This is a genomic window from Acinetobacter sp. Tr-809, assembly GCF_011753255.1.
GTDB lineage: Bacteria > Pseudomonadota > Gammaproteobacteria > Pseudomonadales > Moraxellaceae > Acinetobacter.
In genome coordinates this window covers 232,433-256,918 of record NZ_VWVZ01000004.1, presented here as the reverse complement: position 1 = coordinate 256,918, position 24,486 = coordinate 232,433, and the positions used below count along the sequence as shown (strand labels likewise).

Genomic DNA, 24,486 nt, shown 5'->3' with positions numbered 1-24,486 from the left:
TTTATATCATTTTTTTGAAATATATCTCTGTTAATTTTTAAGAAATCAATTTTATTGTATTCAAGGCTAAAGGAGAAAACGTATGACTTATCAACATATCCTTGTCCCTGTAGATGGTTCAGATAATTCAATTCTTGCCATTCAACATGCAATTCGTCTTGCAAAAGCCTTTCATAGCAAAATTACAATAGTCCAAGTCCTGACACTTGATCCTTATATTGCATATGAATATCTCAATTCTGGAGAAAGTAATCCATTAATCGAACGTGCTCGAGATTTCATTCAAAGCAATCTGCAAATGCTTTATGAAAAATTTGTTGCAGAAACAGATGTTGAAATCGAGATCAAACTACTCGAAGGTGAAAGCATTTCACATACGCTAGCGGATGCTATCGAACAATTTGCTATAGATTTAGTCGTGATCAGTTCCCATGGTCGGAGTGGCTTGAAAAAGTTGATTTTAGGAAGTATTACTCAGAACCTCATTTCTGAGCTTAATGTTCCTATTTTTGTCATTAAGCCCGAATTAATTGATTTGATATAAAATTTATATCCGAATAAGGCAAAAAATAATAGAAGTGCGGTAACTTTCAGTTACTCATCTGAGCATAAAATCTCGTATAAACGGATTTTTCCAAAGCGATTTCATTAATAGATACTAATCTGGATCAAGCGATTCTAACAGGAAAGCATAAATTTAGCGGACGTCTCATGACAAGGGACAAATTGAAACTATCTCAACGGAATCCCTTAAAAATAAAAAAGCATCCTACGATAACTAACATGACGGCAAAACATTTTTTCAGCACTACTGGTGATAAGGCATGTGCCACTTTTGCACCCAGCTTTGCGGTAAAAAAACTCATGACACTAATGCCCAGAAAAGCATAAATATGGACATAGCCAATACTATTGGGAACATTAATATGGTCTTTCATACCAAAAAATATAAATCCCAAAGCACCTGCTATAGCAATTGGTAATCCACATGCAGCTGATGTTCCAACAGCTTTCTGCATGACCACGCCATAATGGGTTAGGTAAGGTACAGTTAGGCTGCCCCCACCAATCCCAAAAATAGCGGATGCAACTCCGATGCCTGTTCCTGCACCTAACTGTTTAGCTGTAGATGGAAGTGACTTATTCTGATCCACGACCTTTTTTGCACCAACAAACATCGTGTAGGCAACCCAGATCACAAAAATACCAATAATCAATTGTAAATGTGCGCCAGACAGTAATCCTGCAATACCTGCCCCAAAAAAAGAACCAATAGCCATACCTGGCGTTAGATTTTTAAATGCTGACCAAATGACTGCACCATTTTTATTGTGTGCCATCAATGAACTAATCGAAGTCACAATAATGGTTGCCAATGATGTACCCAAGGCTAAGTGCATAATCACTTCAGGGTCATAACCCATTTGGGTAAATACGATATATAAAATCGGAACAATGATTGTTCCACCACCCACACCAAACAGCCCAGCAGCAAATCCAGCCAATGCGCCGATTGCAAAAAAAATGATTAATTCCACGATAGAGTTACTTGCTTAAAAATTGGAGGTTAAATAAAGATTAGGATCAGCGATTTCTGCCTGACACATGATGCCCTACATGATAATAAGCACGATTAAAATGAACCAAACCTTGTTCTTGCTGACTTTGTTGAATCGCAACAATACGACAGATAAAAATGCTATGTGTACCCACTTCCTGAATTTGCTCAATCTCACAATCAAAACTGACTAAGGCATCTGTTAAAATGGGTGAGCCTGTTTCCAGCTCTGTCCAAACAGCCTGTTTAAAACGTTCTTCTGGACTGATTTTAGAAGAGAATGCGTTAGAAAGATGCTGTTGATGTTCAGCTAAGACATTGACACTTAGAACTTTATTCTCAATAAAATGGATATGTGAACTTGCAGCTCTATTCATACAGACCAATAAAGTCGCAGGACTATCTGAAACACCACACACCGCAGATGCAGTAAAGCCAAAACGACCTGATGCCCCTACTGTGGTCACGACATTGACCGCACTGCTTAACAAGGACATCGCATTTCTAAAGTCTATTGCTTCAATCATCATTTTATTCCCAATAAAAATGACCTGTTTAATCCTAATCAACCATTAAACAGGTCACTTTTATATCACACTCTCAATTCTAAATTATTTGCCCAAAATTTCTTTTCGGACGATTTCCGCACCTGCACTCAACGCATGCAACTTGCCTCGGGCAACTTCACGAGATAATGGTGTCATACCACAATTGGTTGATGGATAAAGCTTATCTGCATCAACAAATTGCAGTGCCTTGCGTAGGGTATCTGCCACTTCTTCAGGCGTTTCAACCGTATTGGTTGCTACATCAATGGCCCCGACCATCACTTTTTTACCACGAATTAGTTCAATCAAATCCATTGGCACACGAGAGTTCTGACATTCCAGTGAGACAATGTCGATTTTAGACTGTTGTAGCTTTGGAAAGGCTTCTTCATATTGACGCCATTCTGAACCGAGGGTCTTTTTCCAGTCTGTATTGGCCTTGATGCCGTAGCCATAGCAAATATGCACAGCCGTTTCGCATTTCAGACCTTCAATCGCTCGCTCAAGGGTCGCAACACCCCAGTCATTCACTTCATCAAAGAACACATTAAATGCAGGCTCATCAAACTGGATAATATCCACACCAGCAGCTTCTAACTCCTTGGCTTCTTCATTGAGGATTTTGGCAAATTCCCAAGCCAGTTTTTCACGGCTTTTATAATGCGCATCGTACAGTGTATCTATCATGGTCATTGGACCTGGCAATGCCCATTTAATCGGTTGAGTGGTGTGCTGGCGTAAAAATTTCGCATCTTCCACAAAAACTGGCTTTTGACGAGAAACCTCATCAAATACAGTCGGGACACTGGCATCGTAACGATTACGGATTCTCACCGTTTCACGCTTTTCAAAATCAACGCCATTCAGGTGCTCAATAAAGGTTGTAACAAAGTGCTGGCGGGTCTGCTCACCATCACTGACAATATCAATGCCTGCATGTAGTTGTTCTTGCAAGGATAAGAGCAACGCATCACGTTTGCCTTGAATCAGGTCATCACCCTCTAATTTCCAAGGTGACCAAAGTTTCTCAGGTTCTGCAATCCAAGATGGTTTCGGCAAGCTACCCGCAGTTGAAGTCGGTAATAATATTTTCGTCATGATCAATCATCTTTTCTATAAATTGGTGAATTTAAGCGGCTTCGGTTTTATCGGTGTAACTTGCAGCCCATTGCTCAAGGATATTTTGGTATGGCTTGATAAAATGTTCTTCAGTCCATTTACCTTGTTCAATCGCCAGTCGGCTACGTTCTTCACGGTCATAGACAATTTGAGTCAGTGAAAAATCCTGATAGTTCAAACTTGGTTGATAGCATTGTGCTGCCACCGAATTGGCATTGTAAATTTCAGGGCGATAAATCTTCTGGAAAGTTTCCATGGTGCTAATCGTGCCAATCAATTCAAGGTCAGTGTAGTCACTCAACAAATCACCATGATGATAAAATGCTAAAGGTGCAACACTGTTTGCTGGCATGAAATAGCGAACCTTTAAGCCCATTTTTGCAAAATATTCATCAGTTAAGGAATAATCGTCCTGCTGATATTCCACACCAAGTATAGGATGTTGATTGGTCGTGCGCTGATAGGTCTTGGTGGTTGATACACTCAGACAAATCACAGGAGATTTGGCAAAATTAGATTTATAAACTTCTGAGTTTAAAAAAGACTTAAAGATTTTTCCATGCAACTCACCATAGTTCTCTGGTAAGCTGAATTTGGCTTGATCCTTGTTATGTGCTGGCAGTAATACGCTAAAGTCATAATCCCGTACATAAGAGGAAAAATTGTTCCCTACAATGCCTTCAATGCGTTTATTGGTTTTGTGATCAACAATATTGGTTTTTAAGATTTCAATGGTTGGGAAAGTCTCACCCTTGCCTTCCACATCAATATCAACTGAAATGATGTCAAGCTCAACCGAATAGCGGTCTGCTTTAGGGTTGTCCCAATGTGCCAAGGCATTGAAACGATTGTCAATCATCTTGAGCGTGTTGCGTAAGTTTTCCTGACGACGCTCACCTCTTGCCAAATTGGCAAAGTTGGTCGTGATTCGTGTATTGTCTGATGGACGATAATTTTCATCGAAACGAATACGCTTAATCGAAAATGCAAACTCTTTGCTCATTGTAATCCAACACCCTAATTTCTACGATAAAACTTGAATGATGTGATTTATACCTAAAGCATGACATGAATGAAAACGAGTTAATTTCATAAGAAGTTGAATTAAATTCATGTTTACGTATTCTGTAGATTACAGCCTTAGAGCATGAGCATTTTTCATCTTAAACTGAAAAAATATCAGGTTATTCACACTGTTTGACTCATCTAAATCTCTAAAATAGAATTTAGAGATTAGATTAAAGCCTTACCGTTATGTCAAACAAACTCCAACGCCAAAAACTTATGCTTCCCAAAGGGCATGACAAGTTGCTACTTCATTCCTGCTGCGCTCCTTGCTCAGGTGAAGTGATGGAGACTTTAATCGAATCTGGCATCGACTTTTCGATTTTCTTCTATAACCCTAACATTCACCCTGTGAAAGAATATTTGATCCGCAAAGAAGAAAATATTCGCTTTGCAGAGAAGCACAATATTCCATTTATTGACTGCGACTATGACACTGACAACTGGTTTGAACGTGCCAAAGGCATGGAGAATGAACCTGAAAAAGGTATTCGTTGTACCATGTGCTTTGATATGCGTTTTGAACGCACCGCACTTTATGCCGCAGAAAATGGCTTTAGCCTGATCAGTAGCTCACTGGGTATTTCCCGCTGGAAGAATATGCAACAGATTAACGACTGTGGTCATCGCTCTGCCTCGCATTATGAGGGGATTAGCTATTGGGACTATAACTGGCGCAAGCATGGTGGAGCTGTTCGTATGCTGGAAATAAGTAAAAAAGAAGAGTTCTATCAGCAGGAGTATTGCGGTTGCGTCTATTCGCTTAGAGATACCAATCGCTGGCGCATGAGTAATGGTCGTGACCGTATTCAGATTGGTGTAAAGTTCTATTCAAATGCGATGGATGACGAAAATTAAGTCTTTATCGCCAGATACCAATTTTTCCATGAACTATCTTGTCGAGTTTCAATTGCAACTGTTGGAATCAACTCTGTTTTTAACAGTTCTGTTTGTTTAACCGCTTTGGCAAGTCTGGCCTTGATTGAGTGAATGCATTCACGATCATCAAACTCACAACGATCTAAAGTCGTTCCCCCACATGGTCCATTGGCCAGACCTTTGGGGCAGGTCTCTGGACAGATATACAAGGTTTCACCCAAACGGCACTGTCCACAGCTTTCACAACCCACGATCCTATGCTTACTCAGGTGCTCAACCTTGAGCAAGAGATGATTGGCTTTCGGCCTATCCCAGAATGATGCCTTAAAAACAAAGCGTCCCATTTCGATTGCAGGACGCGAATCAAAAAAAATACTGTGCATCCAGTGCATGGTTTTATATTTCAGTAATTGTGCTGTGCTGACTTTTTTGGCAAAAGTTTCAACTTCTGGCTGAAATAAGCTCCCAGTTTCAGCCTTCCATAAAGCATTCCAAGCCATCTCACACTCTTGTAAAGAAAATGCCCGATAGTCTAGTAATGCCTGTTCCAGTTGCTGTTGTTCATTCTGCTTATAGCATGCGGACAAATGAATACCTGCATAACCCAGGTGCTGACAGATTAAAATTTGCAGAGCACAACGAGCATAAACATTTTTTTCAGCTTGAATTGGATCGACCTGATATTCCTCTTCAAGCACATGCAAAATATGTTGTGGGATAACAATACCAGCGACCTGATTTTTTATCATAAATCGCGCACGTTTTAATGTGAGTGGCATTACACATGCAATTAATGGAAAGTTTTTATAGCTTTGTGCAATCAAGGATTTAGTTTGTTTTATACGATCAAAATCAAAGCCAAGTTGGGTAATCGCAAAATCTGCGCCAGCAAATATCTTTTTATGTAATTTCAAATATTGGGCATCGTATTCGGCTTCAGCATATTTAAAGGGATTGAAGGCTACACCAATCTTAAAAGCATTACGCTGTTTTGCTACCATCACAGCACTTACAGATTCTAAATAACGAGTTCTTTGAGTAGGTATTTCTCGTCCAAAATTATGTTTTTTAAGTTTATCGCCCGTTAATAAAAGAAGATTTTTATATCCCCTCTGTTCTGCCAGATCTAAAAACTGTTCAAATTCTTTAATGTCGCGTCCCTTACCTGAAAAGTGTAAGAGTTTTTCAATCACTGAAGGATATTTTTCTGCTATATCTAATGGAGTTGTATCTTCATCACTATGCACTCGATCAGCCAAAGTCATCATTGTGGGAAAACCAGCAATACTTTGTGTAACAGCTAAAGTATTTTGAGTAGAACATAAATATTCAATCAAAAAGCAAAACTGATTTTGATCCAAACACTTAGAAAATACGGACATAATTGAGTAGAAATCAAAAGGTAAAGGAAATGCCTCAAGCTGGTATTATAGATTGTAGGATTAGAAAATAAAACTCGGAATATTTTTCCTTTATCAGCAATATTGACTTGATACCTCGTCACGACTTCAAATAAAAATCATACCGATTAAAACTAGTGAAATCTTTCTTAAAGCCTTGCAACTACAGTGTAAAAAATTAAATAAATTTAAATATTAAATCTAAATTTATTACAAATGCTTAAATATAATCTTTGGTAAAAATAAAACACACCTATTGATTTTCAAAATAAAAAACAATAATTTAAGTATGAAATCACCTCTAGATGGGTTATTTAAAACCCATAAGTTTTGCCTTGTTCTCCAGAACAAGGCTTTTTTTTAATCTAGCATTCTTAATTCAAAGCCTGCACAGACTGCTGCAACTCTTTTTGAATATCTTGAACATGGCTCAAATCATGGGTCTGTTGATGTTGCTCTTGGTTTGTTTCACCCACATAAAACTCCTCAACAATATCTAGCCCCTCTTCACTGCCAATTTCAAAGTTAGCGTTACCATAACCTTGTCGTGCCACATGGTCTAGCGCCTCCTGATAAAAACCTGCCGCTTTGCTTTGCTCATCAATCTGCTTGGCTGAAGTAATTGCATCTTTCAAGTTTGTGCTATCTCGTAAAGTTAAATCTACGTAGTAAATTGGCGTACGATAACTTTGCGTGGTGCTCTTACCCCGCAAGGTCAGTTGCAGAGGCAAACATGATAGCAAGTCACCCGAAGCTGCATGGTAATAACGAAGCCGTGCAGCTAAGGTACGAATGCTATTGAAACCTGTAGTTCTAAAGATGAATGTACCCAACTCATCAGACTCATCCAGATTGACGTAAAGACGTCCATAAGGTTTGCACTGTCCTCCTTGAGCCAAAGGACATAAATCAGGTGATGGACATGGATGTTGCTCTACCCTGTTTTGTCCAAGTCGCTGACAGGTTTCACCATTACCAGTACAGATTGGTCGGCCTGTTTGTCGGTCAAATAAGGTGTACTCTGCCCGTAAATTCAGTTCTGGATCATTAAAAATCATCCGAACAGGTATGGTTCTGAGCTTTTGACTTTGTGCTTTGGCACGTAACTGCTCATCAAGTGGATGTTTCACCCAACCATCCTTGTTCTGGATTTGGCTGGTAATGGTAAATTGATCGTCCTTTTCAGGGACACGCTTGCCATTTTTCTCGACGATCTTACCAATACTAATACGACCTAATACGGGCGGCGTGATTGCTAAACCTTTAATCATGTTGTTTTCCTCTGCGGTAATTTTTGACGATTGCCCCTTTGATATGTGTAAGAAGCAAACACTATTAAATGCATAAATTTTGTGCAGAACAGTCCATTTAGTCGTCAGTAAGTACTTCACGGTACTTGCTGGCGACGGGGGCTGTTTTGCGCTTTTTTGATGAAATGGGATTTGGGGAAGTAATGTGGAAATTCGGAAGGATTTGCTTAGGCTAATTCGGTTGGATTAATCAGCATCTGTATAAATCTGGAAACGACGTGTGCCCTGTTTGTTTTGTGGAAACTGTTGTAGAAACTCGGGATACTGTTGCAGTAAGGCTTTACTGTCTAAACTGACCGAATCTTTCGATTTCTTCCAAGTGACTGAACCTGCTTTAAATATGGCTCGTTCTGAATCCTGCATCTTGATTTGGATTTGATGCTTCAGCTGATCAAAACTGTTCTGATGTTGTTCCAGCAAATGACGTTGTTGCAGTAGTTGCTCAAAGTACTGATTGGCTGTGACATCCTCGGATAGATCAGTAGTGCTCAGTGGTATATGGGCTGGATATAAAAGTTGTAATGCTTTAGCTGCTGATTCAGATGCATCGACATCAGGCTGCACATCCTTTTCCACACATTCCCAGAAGTAACGCTCTGCATCCACAATGTATTTGATCACCGTTTCATTGCGCGTGACCTTAAAGATTCGGGTTTCATGTCCACAGATCAAAGCACAGATATGAGCGGCCTGTTTTCCTGTGACTGCCAGTTGATGTTGTACCTGGCATAAAACATAAAGCGGTACACCATCCCGCCATAGTTTTGAACCGTACTCACCTACTGTTTTACACTCCAAGATCTGGACTTCTTCATGACCCACCACGGCATAGTCCAAGTTAGCCAACATGAAGTATTTGTCTTCATCTGGGTGCTGTAGCACTGCATTGACACGACGGACTTTGTGATTGGTATGCATGCTGTAGTATTGTGCCACCAAAGGTTCCAACTGCTTACCCCAATATAAAGGGGCATAGCCTGCACTTTCATCTTCAATATTTTGCTGCATCCGACCTGTCTTGATCATCCATAACTCCAGCATAGACATATAGGGATTGAGTCCACAGGCTGTTGCTGCATCACTGCTGCCAATGCCCTGTTTTCTGACCTCCAGCCATTGTTTGTAATTCAGCTTTTTGGTGTTGGCAAGGCGTTTTGCTGAAGGTAGTTGACTGGTTTTCTTTGGCGTTTTCTTGGTTCGTGTGCCCACCTCAACCTTATGTTCAGTTTCAATCCTGATAGGGTAAGGTTGTAATGGCGGGTTGTTTAAAGTGTTTTGAATATGAGTAAGACTATTCATAATAAGTATTCCTGTATCGGTAAAATGGTAAAAGCTGAATTTCGGGCATAAAAAAAGCCACGTCGGGGATGACGTGGCGAAAAGGGTTCTGTTACTTGAAGTTTGATCTAATCGTTAAATTAAAATAGAGAGCTTAAATAAAGCTGAAGATATAATGGGTCGAGCCTGTAAATTATTTTGTGTAAGTTCGTTGTTTATAAATGATCTTTTAATCGATCATCGAATTGAATCGTAAACCAATTCATTGCTAAACGCCAATTTTGAATTGGCATTGTCCATTTCTTGGCAGCATTAGTTGTTGCCAAGTAAATGACTTTCTTGACTGAATCATCAGAAGAGAAGATCTTTCGCTTCTTGGTTGAATGGCGGATCACACTATTCAATGATTCAATTGCATTCGTTGTATAAATTGCATGACGTATTTCCGCTGGATAACTAAATATCGTTCGGATATTTTCCCAGTTTGCTCGCCAAGATTCGCCAATCTTAGGATACTGGTGATTCCATTGATCACAGAAGATATCCAGAGATCTTAAAGCATTTTCCTCTGTACTTGCTTGATAGATTGCTTTAAGACCAGCTGTAACAGCCTTGTAGTCTTTCCAGCTGACAAATCTCAGGCTATTGCGTACAACATGCACTATACACAGCTGAATGTCCGTATGAGGATAAACAGAGGCAATAGCATCAGGAAAGCCTTTTAATCCATCTACACAGGCAACAAGAATATCCTGTACTCCTCGATTTTTGAGTTCTGTCATGACGGATAGCCAGAATTTGGCACCTTCTGTCTGGGCAATCCACATACCGAGTAATTCTTTTTGCCCATCCATATTGATGCCCAAAGCAAGGTATACAGACTTGTTAATCACATTGGAGTGCTGACGAACTTTTACAACAATACAGTCAAGATAAACAACAGGATACAGGCTATCTAAAGCTCTATTTTGCCACTCAGTCACTTGTTCAATCACCGCATCAGTAACTTTGCTTATGAGGGATGCTGAGACATCCGCATCGTACATTTCTTTGAAGAAAGCGACAATTTCCCTATTGGTCATTCCTTTTGCATACAGAGAGAGGATTTGGTCATCCATACTGGTAATGCGTGTTTGATGCTTCTTGATAATTTTTGGCTCAAATGAACCTTCTCGATCACGGGGAATATCTAAAGCCAGTTGTCCATCTTGAGTTGAAACATTTTTAGAGCTAAAACCATTACGGCTATTTGAGCCTTTCTTGGGTTGGTGCTTGTCATAGCCGAGATGATCTGAAAGTTCTGTGTTGAGTGCGGTTTCAATCATGAACTTTTTAAAGACTGCTGTCATTTGGTTTAGGTCTTCTGGTGTTTTTAGACCTTTAGCCAATTCAGCAGCCATACTTCTGATTGTTGCTTCATCCATGTGAAGTACCTTTTGTAATTATCCCCTAAAGGATAAATGAAAATTAAGTACTTACACAAAATTTAGAACAGTCCCAATGGGTCTGTTTAAACCACCATTCTTAAAGCTTGTTCAAGACCCCGTTGTTTAATCGCTGCACCTGCCCCAAACCATGCAGAATCTAAACGATGATCCGTACTCATAGCTCGACGTTCATGATCACAGAACTCGGTAATTGCACAGAGCAAACCATAAGCCGTATCTTTGGCTGAGCTAAGTTCTGCTCCACGCCCATGCCCGTTAAACATGGTCATAACTTTAGACATAGCACGGCCATTTGGTTCAGTTTTATTCTCAGTTTTGCTTACTAAGGCATTCCTTTGATTTGGCATAGCAGCATTACGATAGAACTGAATAATGCTTTCTTCCTGTTCCACCGCACTCAAGTTAGTGTTGTTAAACACTGCATCAAAGTAAGCAGCCGCTTCCTGTTGAGTAACCTTACGTTGGCTCAATTGTTTCATTTCATACATGTGCTCATCCCATGCACGTACTGAAATACCTAACTGCTGCTTCACTTTCTCAGCATCAAACTTAGTGCTGTGCGGAACTTTAACCACACCTGAATTACCTTGTTGACCACGTAGAGCAATCGCCAAAGTGTTGTTACACACAACTCGAATAGAAGTAAATTGAGCTGTGGTTGCTAAGGTTCCATCGCAGGCAGTTGCCAATAAAATGTAGCCGTTACTGACATCCTTACCCTTAAGTGCTGAGGTCTGTCCTGTCTTAGCTAGTGCCCAGAATTTCTTGCCGCCTTTGAGTACCCCTGCGGTTTCTAACTCAAAACCCGATTGTTCTGTTAAGTCTCGATAAAACTCCAGAATTTCCATCGGTTGGACTTCTTGAAAGCGTTGACTCACCACAGATAAAGGCTCATGCGTGTCTGAGCGATATAAGACCCGTTGTTCCTGATACGGCAAGATCAGATTTTGCTGTTTGTGGTTTTCAGCCATATAACTGACATCGGAGGATTCAATCCTCCAATCCATACCTGCCTGCTTTGCCCAGACCTCAATCGGTTGGTTTGGAGTGAGTTGATTTCCTAAACCATGCCAAGGGGTTTGTCCTACAAATGCCATGCTTTCAACTAAATGTGCCATAGGAATAATTCCTGTATAAAAATGAGGTTGTTTAAAAATAAAATTGAATGAAGCTTAAGCAGCTACAGCAAAATCTTGTCCGCATTGCAGACAGTGGTAATGCTGAGCGGATTTATAATGTCGATAAAAATAATGCTGGCTGACCATAACCAGTGTTCCACCAACCACGACCCCAATCAGCCCACCGATATACGGAGGAATGCCTGCTTCTTTTGCCAGCTTGATACCAAGTGCAGCCATTGCAGGCGGTGAAAATGCATCTAGAATCTTTTCAAAATACTGTGGACCATTCGGCTGGGATTCTCTAAGAATCACCTGTTCAGAATGGCAATAAGGACAATGTACGGTGCTCATCACGAAAGTCCTGTAAGTAGATATGGATGTTTAAAACTTTTGATTGAGACATAAAAAAACCATGCCTCTTGGGCATGGTTGATGTATATGCTTTTGGTATGTTATTTAAAGCTATAGCTTGCTGAGCCTTGATCAGTCTCAATATCGACCTTCACCACAGCATCGTAGGAACATCTCAAGTAAAGTTGTAAAGATTGCCCAATCTGGAAATAGGCAGGTAGCTTGATCGGATCATTGTATCGGCCTGTATAACTACATCGTCCATTATTTACATCAACCTTATTTAAGGTAATCGGTTCAGAGTCCAGTGAACGGAGGGTTAAAATCACATAGGTTCGGTTATATAAACCTCCTTCGCTATATTCCGTATTGAGATTGACTTCCATGCGATCGGGATTGAAGCCTGACGTACCACAGCCTGATAAGGTTAACGGTAATGTGATAACAGCAGACAGCATTAATTTTTTAAGTATATTCACAACAATATTTCCTTTATTGGACTTACCTTGATTTGATGTTGAGCAGCGCCAAACATTTGGGTGTCGTGGCTTCGTGCTCATGCTTCATAGAGGTAATATGTATTTGAAATTTCTTTATTTTGAGAAAATGCTCATGCCAATCTGTGCTTGAGCAGACCATAGCCCTTATAAAGCACTGCTTTCCTGTTCAGGTTCAGATACAACTTGTTCTTGTTCCCGCTGTTTCTGATATTTCTTGATCAAGTCTTCAGGTGAGAGATAGTTCTCTAATCCAAATTTGAAATTCCAAAGTGGAGACTGAAGCACATCCTTGAACGGTGTAGTCTCTAACTTCTCAGTGATTTCAGGACTGGCTGGCAGCGCATGCATGACACTTTTTTGCTTAAACTCAAGGGGTTTAAATACGGGAGTAATATTCGCCCTCATTTCTACGGGGTCACCACTTCTATTGGCCTTGCTGATTTGATTAAAGTAGAAAAATACGCCTTCAAAATTCAATTTATTGTCTTGAAAGTTAAAAACATAGCCCATCTTAAGTAAGGTGAGATTTTCAACTATCAACTTGGCTAATTCAGGCTGAACTTTAAACAGGATTTTAGAGACCACCACTGAACTGCCACTTTTATTTTCTTGTTCTAAGTCTAGCGACAATTGCTCTGTATCAGGATCATAGTGATAAGCACGATTAGATAGCGCAAGGCTAATATCTTCTACACTTCGGTTGAGTGCTTTCTGTAAAAGCTCCACATCATAATCAATTGCATTATTTTCAGCGTCTTGCTGAGCCAGTTTGACTCGGTTGTCATAGTCCTGAGTTTTTTCAAATTCCTGCTTAGGCTGAATGTTGGGTGACTTTAAATAACGTACATAGTTGATCGCTAGATTATTGGCATATTTAAAGTATTCATCGGTGCTTAAATCGAGTAATACATTATTTTCCTCTGTATCTCGATCCTTATCCCCGATCACAAAAATTTGATCTCGATTTAGATTAAGTAGGCTTTTGACTCGTTCGTAGTCTTTCAGAAATGAAAAATCGTTTACTACATTCGGAGTTTCTGAGAAATCCAGTGACTCCCTCTGCTTGGGATAAAAGATTTTAGGATCAGGAAAAAGTACTTTGGATTCTGCTTGCTGCCAACTTTGGTCTGGGCTCAATTTGTCTTTGGCAACAATAACGGCTGATTTTTCATTGATCGCATCAAGACTCACTGTATCTTCTTGAGTTTGGCTTTCTACTGCTTGATTGTTCTCGTGCTTATCTTTACTTGAACATGCCGCCAAGCCAACCAATAAAATATATAGAGGTAGATACTTTAGTTTCATTGTCATGGTAAATCATTCTCTTTTATTTTGAATGAACGCTCGCCATCTTTAAGGCTATAGCGCCAATCCTTGTTTGATTCTTTATTGGAGTGCTGTGTTTTATTCAGGCGTGAATATTCATAGGGAAATGAACTTTCCACGGCTGATCAGTAAAATGATCCAAGCACACAGACAAACAGAGGATGCTCATCCTTTATTTGTTTACCCCAGATAAAATTATTGTTTTGCGTATGCTGTTATTAGTCTAGCGATGACAATGACACACAGCACTGAGGTATGTAGAGGAATGGGAAATTAAGAATTGTAGACGCATGGGCGACTCCTTGTGTAATTAAAGAAGCATTACCACATCACTGTCATTGATGGTGGTAGGAGCAATCAAGGGTTGACAGACTGGTACACAAGGACCCAGCACGCACAAGGCGTCCCTCAATCGCCCCTACCGCAACGATTGAGGAACGAACGAGTTCGCCACCAAAAAGCTAACTTTTTGGTGTCTTGTGTAAACGGTCTGTCAAAACCGACTGGCAATGTAGGCCAGCATCGAAAGGATAGCCCCCACTCTGTCTGTCGTCAAGCCAACTACATTAAATAAAATTCTATATTTATTAAAAATTAAACATATAAATTAAGATTAAAGAAGACCTTCAAATAAAAATTTTTGCTTTAGTTAAGGTCAAACTTAAATATGGATTTTAAAATTCATTGGCCCTTTTCTAAAACAGTCATGAAAATTCTATCAACTGGACTTTAAGAAAAATAAATCCTGTATCTTATTACCATCTAGATGATATATTTATCGAATAAATTTTGTTATTAAACAAATCTTATTCTCAAGGACCTAGCTTAAATGCTATCACTTTAATGAGGTTTTTTACTATTTAGGAGTAAAAACAACTAATCACAAGATTATCCGACTAAAATTTAAAATTTTCTTTAAATTCAATGTAAAACTGTTAAGTATGTGCTCTAAAAAGTGTTAAGTCTGGCATTGTTTTCTATAGGGTTTCTTATAATTTTTATATAGTGCGTTCCAATAGGGAGTAATAGGTATGACTTCTGAAAATAATTTTGTACCCTCACAAGCTGAGCTTATTAAAATAATAGAAAGTTATGTGATATTCAATATCATTAATTCCTTTACCTCTCCTAATCGTTTCAATCCAAAAATCTATAAAATAACGGATGAAATAACCCTTAAAGCAGCTATCTATCGATTACACGATGCAGGTGATTTCAGAGAAACCGAAGAACAAAGAATTAAAAGGCTAGATAATAAACCTATTGTGATTCGTTCTGCCGAAGAGTCAATGAGTGGATTTAATGATCAATATGAGAAAGACTTGTCTCATTATAAACCCAATCATTATCATGAAGTACTTACATCCATTCGTAACTTTTGGAATGCAGTTGAATTAAAAGATGAAGAGAAAATCAACATTTTTTTCAATGAAACTCTTTCAATTTATGCTAAGCATTCTGATTGCAATAATCCAAAGGTTTTTTTATTTTACTTAAAGGATTTGCTAGAAAAAAAAATCGGTTTAGAAAAATTAATTGAAATAACAAAAGAGAGAAACGTCTCTAACACAATGGCCTCATCAAGTTCAATACGATGGCTAAACTTGTTAGGCACGAAAGAGTTAAAAAAATTGCTCGTTCTCATTGATAAGAAAAACTTATTGAGTTATGAAGAAATGCAGTACATGAAAAACCTATTAGATGTGTATTCTAAAATTCAGAGAAAACATGCGAGATCTATTACTGATTACAGCTTCAATCGAATTTTTAAACAGCCTTTCTTTGATTTCGTAGAAAATTTCATAAGAACAAACAACGATAAGTTTTATAGAGTTGGAGACTTATACAAACACCTTGATCAATGTTTCCACCCCACTATAAAAAGATCTATTAAAAGTGAAATAGAACGGTTAGAACAAATAGAAAAAAATATTGGTATAAATATAAAAAATACAATTGAGTTAATTTCACTTAATCAACCAGATAGAACATCTTCCTTACAGTCTCACCCAATATTGAATATTTTTGAACCTACTTCTTTTCATCATATTGATGAGTTAAAAAATATTCTTAGATCGCAAAATTATCAATTAGAAAATTTGATAGATACAAGGATAAATTTAGAGAATCAATATAAAAAATTCGACAATGGAATTGATATTGTTAATGGTGCAGGGGAAATAATTAGAAGTCAAATCCGAGTAGTGAGAAGTCGCCAATGGTTAGAAGATAGACCTGATTTAGTTAAACAATTAAAAGAGCTTTTTATTACAAAAAAATCAATAACTTAAATTTTTCCGCCGTGGGCGAAATTTTCACTACCACTTTTTTATTATTTTTGTTCCTACCGCAACCAAAGCGGTTTATTAACCACATTAAACGTAGGTAGGTTCTATGAATACTTTATTAACACAGCATCAAATGATCAGACGTCTAGAGCTTGAACAGCTCACTGGTCTTTCACGATCATCAATCTATGATCGCCTTAATCCGAAGTCTGATCGTTATGATTCATCTTTTCCCAAACAAATCAAACTTGGACACTCTACTCGCTGGAGATTGAGTGAAGTTCTTGAGTGGATTGAATCCAAAGCGGCATTACGAAATCAACAGAAATTGGTGAGCTAACTCTGTGTTTTAACACTTCCAAAATCTTGCGCTAGTCCGCACCTTTTGGGCTTTAGCTTACGATGATGCCGTGATACTGGATATAGGTCTTATATCATTTATATTTAAATAATATTTAATATATTGATTAAATACACCAAACAATAACCAACTTATGTGTTGGTTATCGATTAATACCAATTCAGCCACTCACTGATTGATAGATGCAATGTGTACTTGATCTCACTGTACCCCTGCTCTCTAATCCATCACACATCATCAACACATATCCTTTGTGGACACTGCCTAAAACAGTGTGCTTAGGAAAAGCTATGCCTAATTTCTGTGCTGATCATGCGCCTCTCATATAGAGGAACATACGATGAGTATTAATCGTAACCTAAAAGTCAAACTGAATCAAATTCAACCCGCTCATGAGCCTTTAGCTCATCTGGCCTTATTCAATCAAATCAAAGAGGATCAGCAACTCGTCACTTATAGCGATGATGCCCAACAAGCACTCATCCAATGCCATTCTGATTATTGGACAGGGCAAATCATCAAAGCCATTGAAATAGTCCTTAAATGGCAAGATCGTGAGGATGATGTGATTCGTATCAGAGAGCATCATCTTTCTCCTCACAAAGTTGTCCACCGCTTGGAATGTGACCAAGAAACCCAAATACTTCTCAGGCATTTAGGTGAGCTTATCTATTACGTTTTGCCTACTTTTTTGATTGGTGGTGTTGAATGGTCTGCCTTTGAGTCAGCCCGTAGCCAACTCACATCTGAAGAAATTGAAGTCATTCATCTGGGTGGAAAATCCCTACATCCTGAAGATCAAAGTGGCTTAGAGTGCTACGTAAAACTCGTAAACCAATTTGCTCTCTCAATTCGTCGTTATATGAGAGGCCCCATAATCAAGCGCAAGCTTCGGGATCGTGCCGCAAATTGTCAAGAAAATAAAAGTCGGTGTATTGAGCTTACTAAATCGATTTTTGATAATTTTTCCAAAGTCCTTGTGGTTCGCTTAGATTTTGCTCTTAAACGTGATCCAGAAACTTTGCTCAAGAATTTTTATCGGATAGATGAAATTCATTCGAAAGATGACCTTGCCTATCTCAAAAAGTGCATTCAGAAGCTACTTGAAATGAAACGCTACAATCACATTCTCAAAGAAGTGATTGGCTATATCTTCCGTTTCGAGTATTCAGTACGTACGGGCTTCCACGTTCATTGTTACCTGTATTTTGATGGGAACAAACATCGTCAAGACATTTCGCTTGCGCAGGGAATTGCCGAAATCTGGAATGAAGAAATTACCAAAGGACAAGGTACAACTTATATCTGCAATATGCAAAAAGATTCATACCGTCGTTGTGCCATAGGCATGATTCATCATTCAGACAAAGTTAAACAAGAATACTTATTTCAAACTTTTGATTACATCTGTAAAGCTGATCAGTTTTTCATATTCACGAATATCAAAGGTGCCCGTCGTTTTCAGTCTAGTGAAATTCTTGGAGAAAAGTCCAAGCTGGGTCGCCCACGTAAAAAGACCAAATCATCTACAGATAACACCGACTCAACTGACAATAATATGGAGCAATCTAAATGAGTAAGAAATTCACTAAACCATTAGATAATCTAGAAACACAATCATCACTAGACTTCATCACTACGACTACCCTTACTAATCTGTTTACGCATCAACCTAGATATCTACAGATACCAACTGGAAATCATGGTAGAAGTCTTGATTACCACCTTAAAGCAGCAATGAAAGTTCAGGCATCAAAAAATTTAAGGCTATTTACCTCCCAACCAACTAATGTCCAGTTTCGGCCAAACCTCTATCTCACCAAGGCAGGACAAGAAATTTTTCCAGTTATCGTAGACTGCGCACTAAATCCATTTATTTTGGGGAATATTCCCAATATTAAAATTCACCCGATCATTGCCATTTTTGCACAAACGATTTGGAAACATCAGCTTCCTCATATACCCGTCAATGATCATATTCAATATGAATCAATTATCGATTCCTGTTTGAGTGATTTTAAAGTCACTATTACAACCCGTGACTTCCAGACACAACTCAAATCTTGGAATACTAAATATACGAGTTTAAATATGCACCATGATCGCTTCTTGGATTTGATTGCATCAGAAACTGATCTCTTTGAAGTGCATTCCCTTGTCATTCAACGCAAAAAGGTGAATGGTATGTCTCCTCAATTTGGTAATGAATATTTCATTGATCAATTAGTCAAAGATATCTTAATTGATAAAGCAAAGCCCATCATCAACAAGGTATGGCAGAATCGAAAGAATAATGATGTGCTTGGTATATTGTCGAAACGTGAAATTGATATATTCGGTACTGAAACCTTACGTCTCATTTTCTTTGTAGAAAAAGAATCATCAGATTGGCAAGATTTCAAAGAATCTAGTCTTTATACAGATCTACAGCCCTATTTCATTGACAATGCTGTTGACCGTGTTGCCTTAGGAACTATCGCATCAATGAATGCAGGAGTATTACCCTTGTACCAGTCTCAGGAGCAAAATTATTACGATCTCAATCAACTCTATGTCGGAGAACGATTGAGAGTATTAAAAGCTCAACTCATAGGTTCTGATTTTTGGGCTCGAATTGACAACCATAATCCAACAGTCAGTATAGAACGTAAACTTTATTAAAAAAAACAGTGACACTAAGTTGAATCGATCCTCAGTCTTTCTTAGAGACTGGGGATTTTTTTATGAAGAGCACCAAGAAAAATCTATTTTTTTTCATACAGGCAAAAATAAAATTTTCAGGGTCTTTCATCTTAATTTTTGTTCTATTATTTTTAGATGGAATTTCCAACTGCTTAATTCACTTTCCTATTCTGCCCTTACCAATCCAAATTTGTTGAATTTAATCCAAAACTTGATGTGGGGTAGGCTGAGGGGTAAAAACACAGATAAAAAATAAGCCCTTGCAAAAACAAGGGCTTATTTAGATATTTGGCGGAAGCGGTGAGATTCGAACTCACGGAGGACTCACACCCTCGTCGGTTTTCAAGACCGGTGCATTAAACCGCTCTGCCACGCTTCCATGTGCGTAAGAATACAAAGCTTGCCCTCGTTATACAAGAGAAATTTAACTGCAATGTATTCAAATGCATATTGTTTCATCAATTTTAGAGTTTTGCGGCTAATTCAGCACCATCACGGATCGCACGTTTGGCATCAAGCTCGGCAGCCAACTTCGCACCACCAATAATGTGGTAGTTTGCCGAAGTACTTTCGCCCTCTTTTGGCATTAAATCTTTCACTGATTCTTGCCCTGCACACACCACAATCGTATCAACACGCAATAATTGATCATGACCATTATGCTCGACCCATAAACCCTCATCAGTTACAGCTTTATATTGCACACCACGTAACATGCGCACTGCATGTTTTTTCAGTTGCGCACGATGTACCCAACCAGAGGTTTTCCCTAGACCTATACCCAATGGTGTAGTTTTACGTTGCAATAAATAGATCTGACGCACAGGAATTTCAACTTCTGGACGCTGCATGCCACCTTCAGAGATGTAATCAGGATTTGGATCAACACCCCACTCACGTTGCCAATCTGCCAAGGGTTGTGGCTGCGGCTGATGTGGCGGTTTTAATAAAAATTCTGATACATCAAAACCAATACCACCTGCTCCAATCACTGCAACCTTATGACCCACTTCTGCGCCACGTAATACTTCGGCATATGACAATACTTGAGGTGCGGTGCTGCCCTGAATCTTCAATGCACGTGGTACAACACCTGTAGCCACAACCACTTCATCAAAACCTTCACGTTCTAACTGTTCACGGTTTACACGAGTATTTAAACGGACATCTACACCCGTTTGTTTCAGTTGTACTTTAAAATAACGAATGGTCTCATGGAACTCTTCTTTTCCAGGCACCACTTTTGCCAAATTAAACTGACCGCCAACATCATTATTGGCTTCAAATAATGTCACAGCATGACCACGGCTGGCAGCAACTGTTGCAGCAGACATACCAGCAACACCACCACCGACAACCGCAATACGCTTAGGTTTTTTGGTTTTGATATAAACCAGTTCTGTCTCATGGCACGCTTGTGGATTGACTAGACAGCTTACACGCTCATTTTTAAAGGCATGGTCTAAGCAAGCTTGGTTACATGCGATACAAGTATTAATTTCATCAACACGATTGGTTGCTGTTTTATTTACCCAATATGGATCAGCCAAAAATGGACGTGCCATTTGCACCATATCGGCTTTACCCGAAGCAATAATTTCTTCGGCAGTATCTGGCATATTAATACGATTTGATGCAATCACTGGAACTGAAACATGCTGTTTTACCGCAGCGGTATAATCCACAAATGCTGCACGCGGCACAGAGGTTACAATCGTTGGTACACGCGCTTCATGCCAGCCAATCCCTGTGTTTAATAACGTAATACCAGCTTTCTCTAATGCTTTAGCAACCACGATCACTTCTTGCATGGTATTGCCATCATGTACTAAATCAAGCAAAGACAAACGGAATGCAATAATGAATTTTTCACCCACTTTTGCACGGATTGCTTTGACGATCTCTACAGGGAAACGCATACGATTATCGATATCACCGCCCCAACGGTCAGTACGCTTATTCACATGGCTACTAAGGAACTGGTTAATTAAATAACCTTCTGAACCCATGATTTCTACACCATCATAACCCGCTTTTTTCGCTAAGCTCGCGCAACGTGCATAATCCTCAATGGTTGCAAGAATCTGAGCATCCGACATTTGACGTGGCTTAAATGGATTAATCGGTGCTTGAATCGGTGATGATGAAACTGAAAATGGATGATAGCCATAACGACCAGAATGCAAGATTTGCATCAAAATTTTTGCGCCATGTTTATGTACAGCATGGGTAACTAAACGATGATGAGGAATATCCGCCAAGCTATTCATCGTTCCGCCAGCAGGGAGCAACCAGCCCTGACGGTTTGGAGAAATTCCTCCAGTAATGATGAGACCTACGCCACCTTTTGCTCGCTCGCCAAAATAAGCTGCTAGCTTAGGATAGTTAAAGAAACGATCTTCTAAACCGGAATGCATTGAACCCATTACGACACGGTTTTTAATGGTGGTAAAACCCAAATGTAATGGTTTTAAGATATTTGCATAGCTAGTCATGGTATTCCTTCTATAATTTTGGCTTTGCAACTTGTTGCATAGTACTTTAATACTTTTTTATTTATTTGGGATGACTATTTATAAAATTTTCGGTGTTGAAAGAGTCAATCCAACCTTATCCTGTGAATCTTTATGATCTAAATAAACCACAATACAAATAACTCAGCTGACAACCTATCCCCCAAATTGATCTAAAAAATAAAAAATCAGCCATATAGAACATGGCTGATTTTGTTTGAGTAAAATATTAAGCTAATGTTATTGATTACAATTTATCTCTAAGGCTTTGTAGCGAACTGTGTATATCCATCATTTAACGCTGTTGATTGCCTGAATAAGCTAAGTGATTTTTCTGTACTTTCATTTTCAAAGAACTCATTACAATGCCTAAGCAGATCAGTGCTGCACCAATTAAAATATTGAGCGTCAAAGCTTCATGCCAAATCAACGAACCAAAAAACAGACTAAGTATTGGGATACACATAATCGAAATTGAAGCCACAAAGGTATCCACCTGACTCACAATCCAATTCCAAAGCACAAAGGCAAAACCAGTGCCTACCACCGCAATATAGAATAAAGCAGATTCATTCAGCGGATTGAGCCAAACCTGAGCATCAACTGGCTCAAACAATAAGGCCATGACAAACATTAGGCTTCCACCTAGCAGAAGCTGCCAAATGGTCAGTTTAATTTTGTCATAGGTGGCAAAATTCTTTTTAATATAGACTGTAGATAATGCCCAGAAGAAACCTGAACCAATCAATAAGACTTGTCCAAGCAATGACATATTCATATGCACATGATGTAGTTGAGGCCATAAAATTGCGACGAGCCCTAAGGTCCCTAAAATAAGACCCAAGATTTTCTGCGTATTCAGCCTTTCATTTAAAAAATAATGCGCTAACACAGCAATAAAAATCGGCATGGTAAACACCAGCACAGCTGATAAACCTGAACCAACAAATTGCATTGCAAAGGTTTGTGTTGCATAAAAACCAAAACAGATCAATAAACTTAAAATGATCAAAGGCTTCCACTCATGATGTTGCGGAAGAATAGATTTCTTTAAAATCCGTTGTACTAGCATTAATGTCAATGCAGCTAAAATCAACCGTGTAGAGATAAATAAAAATGGTGGAAACACTTGCAGGCTATGTTTGACCAAGCCCCATAAAGATCCCCACACCAAGCATAGCAACGCGATTGCACTCATGACTCGAATATTCACGTGTTGTACTCAACCGATAAAAAGTAAGCTTAGTGTATAAAATAAATGACATCATGAATAATGCTATGTTTTAATAGATACATCATTTTTTTTGATGTCTAATTCAACTTATCTGTTTTGATAGCATCTTTTGCATTGAATAATTTGAAATATTGAGGACTAGTCGTGAATATTGATATTAGTGATATCCGATCATTTGTCACTGTGGCCGAGCTGAAGAGCATTACGGCAGCGGCAAATAAGCTCAATTATTTACAGTCCAATATGACCGCGAAAATTAAAAAGATTGAAAATCACTATAAACGCCAACTATTTATTCGTAAACCCAAAGGTGTCGAACTGACTGAGTCAGGTATGAATTTGTATGCCCAATACAAAAAGATGATTTTCACTTGGGAAGAAACTGAAAATAAAATCTATCAACAAGAAAGCGTTTTGCGCTTTGGAACCAATACCAGTTTGGGAGGGATGCGTTTCTATCCCTCTTTTAGTCAGCTCTATGAAGCCTACCCTGACCTTTCCATCACGATGAAAACAGGTCCAACAGGTTATCTCGAGGATGAGATTTTAGCAGGTAATTTAGATATTGCTTATGCCCTAGGACATCCTAAACATAAAAATCTGCAATATATTCAAAAGGCTGATGACCAGCTGGTAATTATTGGTAAAAACATGATCAATCATGACAGCCTAGAAGAGTGCCTAAATCATCAAAATATTTTGTTGGCTTCTGAACAATGTTGCTATGCCACCACTTTAGACAGCATCTACGCGGACTACAATCTTAAAAAAGGTGAGCTTACCCATATTTATGATCATGAGGCCTTAATACACTTTACCCAGTTAGGTATGGGTATTTCGATGATTGCCAAGTCATTAATCGACAAATACAAGATCCAATATTATCGAGAAACGCCTGAACAATATCGGGATATCGGTCTTTATCTCATTGCGCGCAATGATCATGTCTTTACCCCGATTGAGAAACAATTTATTGGGCTAAATGATTCGCTTTGAGCATATTTAAGAATTAATTCTTCGGGATTACAGTTGGCAATTGAAACGTTGAGGTTTTTTCCCATTTAAATATAGAGAAAAACAACATCACCGCTGCAATAACAGTTCCTACAGGGAACATATTAAGCATAAAAGCCGTCATTACAATAGAACCAATACGACTGCTTGTACTTCCAGTCTTAACGCTTTTCGCGCATAGGAAATGAACAGCAATTAATGCAACACGCCCCAGAAGACCGCCAACAAAGTATTTGGGCATGTGCATATATAGGTTATAAATCGCATAGACGAGATCTGAAATTAAGATAAAAGCAACAATGCGATGCAAGGTCGATAGAATTTGATTTTTCTCTGTAAACATCGTTTTCTGCTCCCCATTTATATGATTTTAATTAAATCGCTATGCTTATCGCAAAACTTTATATTTTTCCGATGTTAATCTATTTTTCAAATGAAAAAAAAAGAATTCCTTTCCTAACACAAAAAAAATCGATTTGAAAAGTGATATA

General features: G+C 38.7%; 22 protein-coding genes and 1 tRNA gene. 7 read left to right on the top strand and 16 right to left on the bottom strand.

Going from position 1 to position 24,486, the window contains the following annotated elements:
• Window positions 1–82: 82 nt before the first annotated feature.
• Entirely contained in the window at window positions 83–544 is a 462-nt protein-coding gene (locus tag F3J02_RS11035) for a universal stress protein (protein WP_167249262.1), read from the top strand.
• Between the two features lie 193 nt (window positions 545–737).
• On the opposite strand, the gene F3J02_RS11030 is transcribed toward F3J02_RS11035, so the two are convergent.
• From F3J02_RS11030 to F3J02_RS11015, 4 genes are all read right to left on the bottom strand, one after another.
• The gene (locus tag F3J02_RS11030; protein WP_167249260.1) at window positions 738–1,538 is read right to left on the bottom strand and encodes a sulfite exporter TauE/SafE family protein; all 801 of its coding nucleotides are present in this window, start codon (window positions 1,536–1,538) and stop codon (window positions 738–740) included.
• A gap of 46 nt (window positions 1,539–1,584) precedes the next feature.
• Window positions 1,585–2,085: a flavin reductase family protein gene (locus F3J02_RS11025; protein ID WP_171526097.1), complete on the bottom strand. Its 501-nt coding sequence runs from the start codon at window positions 2,083–2,085 to the stop codon at window positions 1,585–1,587.
• A gap of 84 nt (window positions 2,086–2,169) precedes the next feature.
• The gene (locus F3J02_RS11020) at window positions 2,170–3,204 is read right to left on the bottom strand and encodes a methionine synthase (RefSeq protein ID WP_167249256.1); all 1,035 of its coding nucleotides are present in this window, start codon (window positions 3,202–3,204) and stop codon (window positions 2,170–2,172) included.
• Window positions 3,205–3,235: 31 nt separating this feature from the next.
• Entirely contained in the window at window positions 3,236–4,228 is a 993-nt protein-coding gene (locus tag F3J02_RS11015; RefSeq protein WP_167249254.1) for a DUF1852 domain-containing protein, read from the bottom strand.
• 251 nt (window positions 4,229–4,479) lie between these two features.
• On the opposite strand from F3J02_RS11015, the gene F3J02_RS11010 reads away from it, so the two are divergent.
• Window positions 4,480–5,148, top strand: a complete 669-nt coding sequence (locus F3J02_RS11010) for an epoxyqueuosine reductase QueH (protein WP_167249252.1) — start codon at window positions 4,480–4,482, stop codon at window positions 5,146–5,148.
• Here F3J02_RS11010 and F3J02_RS11005 read toward each other — a convergent pair.
• The 8 genes from F3J02_RS11005 to F3J02_RS10970 all read right to left on the bottom strand — a co-directional run bounded on the left by F3J02_RS11005 (window position 5,145) and on the right by F3J02_RS10970 (window position 13,888).
• On the bottom strand, window positions 5,145–6,551 hold the full coding sequence (locus tag F3J02_RS11005) for a methylenetetrahydrofolate reductase C-terminal domain-containing protein (RefSeq protein ID WP_171526096.1): 1,407 nt from the start codon (window positions 6,549–6,551) through the stop codon (window positions 5,145–5,147). The two genes, F3J02_RS11010 and F3J02_RS11005, sit on opposite strands and share 4 nt — an antisense overlap.
• Before the next feature lie 392 nt (window positions 6,552–6,943).
• Complete coding sequence (locus tag F3J02_RS11000; RefSeq protein ID WP_167249250.1) at window positions 6,944–7,840, bottom strand: hydrolase or metal-binding protein; 897 nt, start codon at window positions 7,838–7,840, stop codon at window positions 6,944–6,946.
• 225 nt (window positions 7,841–8,065) lie between these two features.
• The gene (locus F3J02_RS10995; RefSeq protein WP_167249248.1) at window positions 8,066–9,178 is read right to left on the bottom strand and encodes a YqaJ viral recombinase family protein; all 1,113 of its coding nucleotides are present in this window, start codon (window positions 9,176–9,178) and stop codon (window positions 8,066–8,068) included.
• Window positions 9,179–9,372: 194 nt separating this feature from the next.
• Complete coding sequence (locus F3J02_RS10990; RefSeq protein WP_167249246.1) at window positions 9,373–10,581, bottom strand: IS256 family transposase; 1,209 nt, start codon at window positions 10,579–10,581, stop codon at window positions 9,373–9,375.
• An 86-nt stretch (window positions 10,582–10,667) separates the two neighbouring features.
• Window positions 10,668–11,723, bottom strand: a complete 1,056-nt coding sequence (locus F3J02_RS10985) for a DUF932 domain-containing protein (RefSeq protein WP_167249244.1) — start codon at window positions 11,721–11,723, stop codon at window positions 10,668–10,670.
• A gap of 54 nt (window positions 11,724–11,777) precedes the next feature.
• A complete protein-coding gene (locus F3J02_RS10980) occupies window positions 11,778–12,077 on the bottom strand; it encodes a hypothetical protein (RefSeq protein WP_005147527.1) in 300 nt (99 codons plus the stop codon).
• A gap of 101 nt (window positions 12,078–12,178) precedes the next feature.
• Window positions 12,179–12,556 (bottom strand): hypothetical protein, encoded by a 378-nt coding sequence (locus tag F3J02_RS10975; protein ID WP_005147529.1) that lies wholly within the window; start codon window positions 12,554–12,556, stop codon window positions 12,179–12,181.
• Between the two features lie 165 nt (window positions 12,557–12,721).
• The gene (locus tag F3J02_RS10970; RefSeq protein ID WP_167249242.1) at window positions 12,722–13,888 is read right to left on the bottom strand and encodes a hypothetical protein; all 1,167 of its coding nucleotides are present in this window, start codon (window positions 13,886–13,888) and stop codon (window positions 12,722–12,724) included.
• Window positions 13,889–14,934: 1,046 nt separating this feature from the next.
• Between F3J02_RS10970 and F3J02_RS10965 the strand changes: the two genes are divergently transcribed.
• The 4 genes from F3J02_RS10965 to F3J02_RS10950 all read left to right on the top strand — a co-directional run bounded on the left by F3J02_RS10965 (window position 14,935) and on the right by F3J02_RS10950 (window position 19,213).
• Window positions 14,935–16,194 (top strand): hypothetical protein, encoded by a 1,260-nt coding sequence (locus F3J02_RS10965; protein ID WP_167249240.1) that lies wholly within the window; start codon window positions 14,935–14,937, stop codon window positions 16,192–16,194.
• 103 nt (window positions 16,195–16,297) lie between these two features.
• Complete coding sequence (locus F3J02_RS10960; RefSeq protein ID WP_167249238.1) at window positions 16,298–16,531, top strand: helix-turn-helix transcriptional regulator; 234 nt, start codon at window positions 16,298–16,300, stop codon at window positions 16,529–16,531.
• Between the two features lie 361 nt (window positions 16,532–16,892).
• Entirely contained in the window at window positions 16,893–18,128 is a 1,236-nt protein-coding gene (locus F3J02_RS10955; RefSeq protein ID WP_167249236.1) for a YagK/YfjJ domain-containing protein, read from the top strand.
• Window positions 18,125–19,213: a hypothetical protein gene (locus tag F3J02_RS10950; protein ID WP_167249234.1), complete on the top strand. Its 1,089-nt coding sequence runs from the start codon at window positions 18,125–18,127 to the stop codon at window positions 19,211–19,213. Before F3J02_RS10955 ends, F3J02_RS10950 begins: the two co-directional genes overlap by 4 nt.
• 310 nt (window positions 19,214–19,523) lie before the next feature.
• On the opposite strand, the gene F3J02_RS10945 is transcribed toward F3J02_RS10950, so the two are convergent.
• The 3 genes from F3J02_RS10945 to F3J02_RS10935 form a co-directional block, all read right to left on the bottom strand.
• Window positions 19,524–19,613 (bottom strand) — tRNA-Ser (locus F3J02_RS10945).
• Between the two features lie 85 nt (window positions 19,614–19,698).
• Window positions 19,699–21,729, bottom strand: a complete 2,031-nt coding sequence (locus F3J02_RS10940; RefSeq protein ID WP_167249232.1) for an NADPH-dependent 2,4-dienoyl-CoA reductase — start codon at window positions 21,727–21,729, stop codon at window positions 19,699–19,701.
• A gap of 313 nt (window positions 21,730–22,042) precedes the next feature.
• Window positions 22,043–22,960 (bottom strand): DMT family transporter, encoded by a 918-nt coding sequence (locus F3J02_RS10935; protein ID WP_167249231.1) that lies wholly within the window; start codon window positions 22,958–22,960, stop codon window positions 22,043–22,045.
• A 165-nt stretch (window positions 22,961–23,125) separates the two neighbouring features.
• On the opposite strand from F3J02_RS10935, the gene F3J02_RS10930 reads away from it, so the two are divergent.
• On the top strand, window positions 23,126–23,977 hold the full coding sequence (locus tag F3J02_RS10930) for a LysR family transcriptional regulator (RefSeq protein WP_167249229.1): 852 nt from the start codon (window positions 23,126–23,128) through the stop codon (window positions 23,975–23,977).
• 13 nt (window positions 23,978–23,990) lie between these two features.
• Here the strand turns inward: F3J02_RS10930 and F3J02_RS10925 are convergent, their stop codons facing one another.
• Window positions 23,991–24,338, bottom strand: a complete 348-nt coding sequence (locus tag F3J02_RS10925) for a hypothetical protein (RefSeq protein ID WP_167249227.1) — start codon at window positions 24,336–24,338, stop codon at window positions 23,991–23,993.
• Window positions 24,339–24,486: the final 148 nt, after the last annotated feature.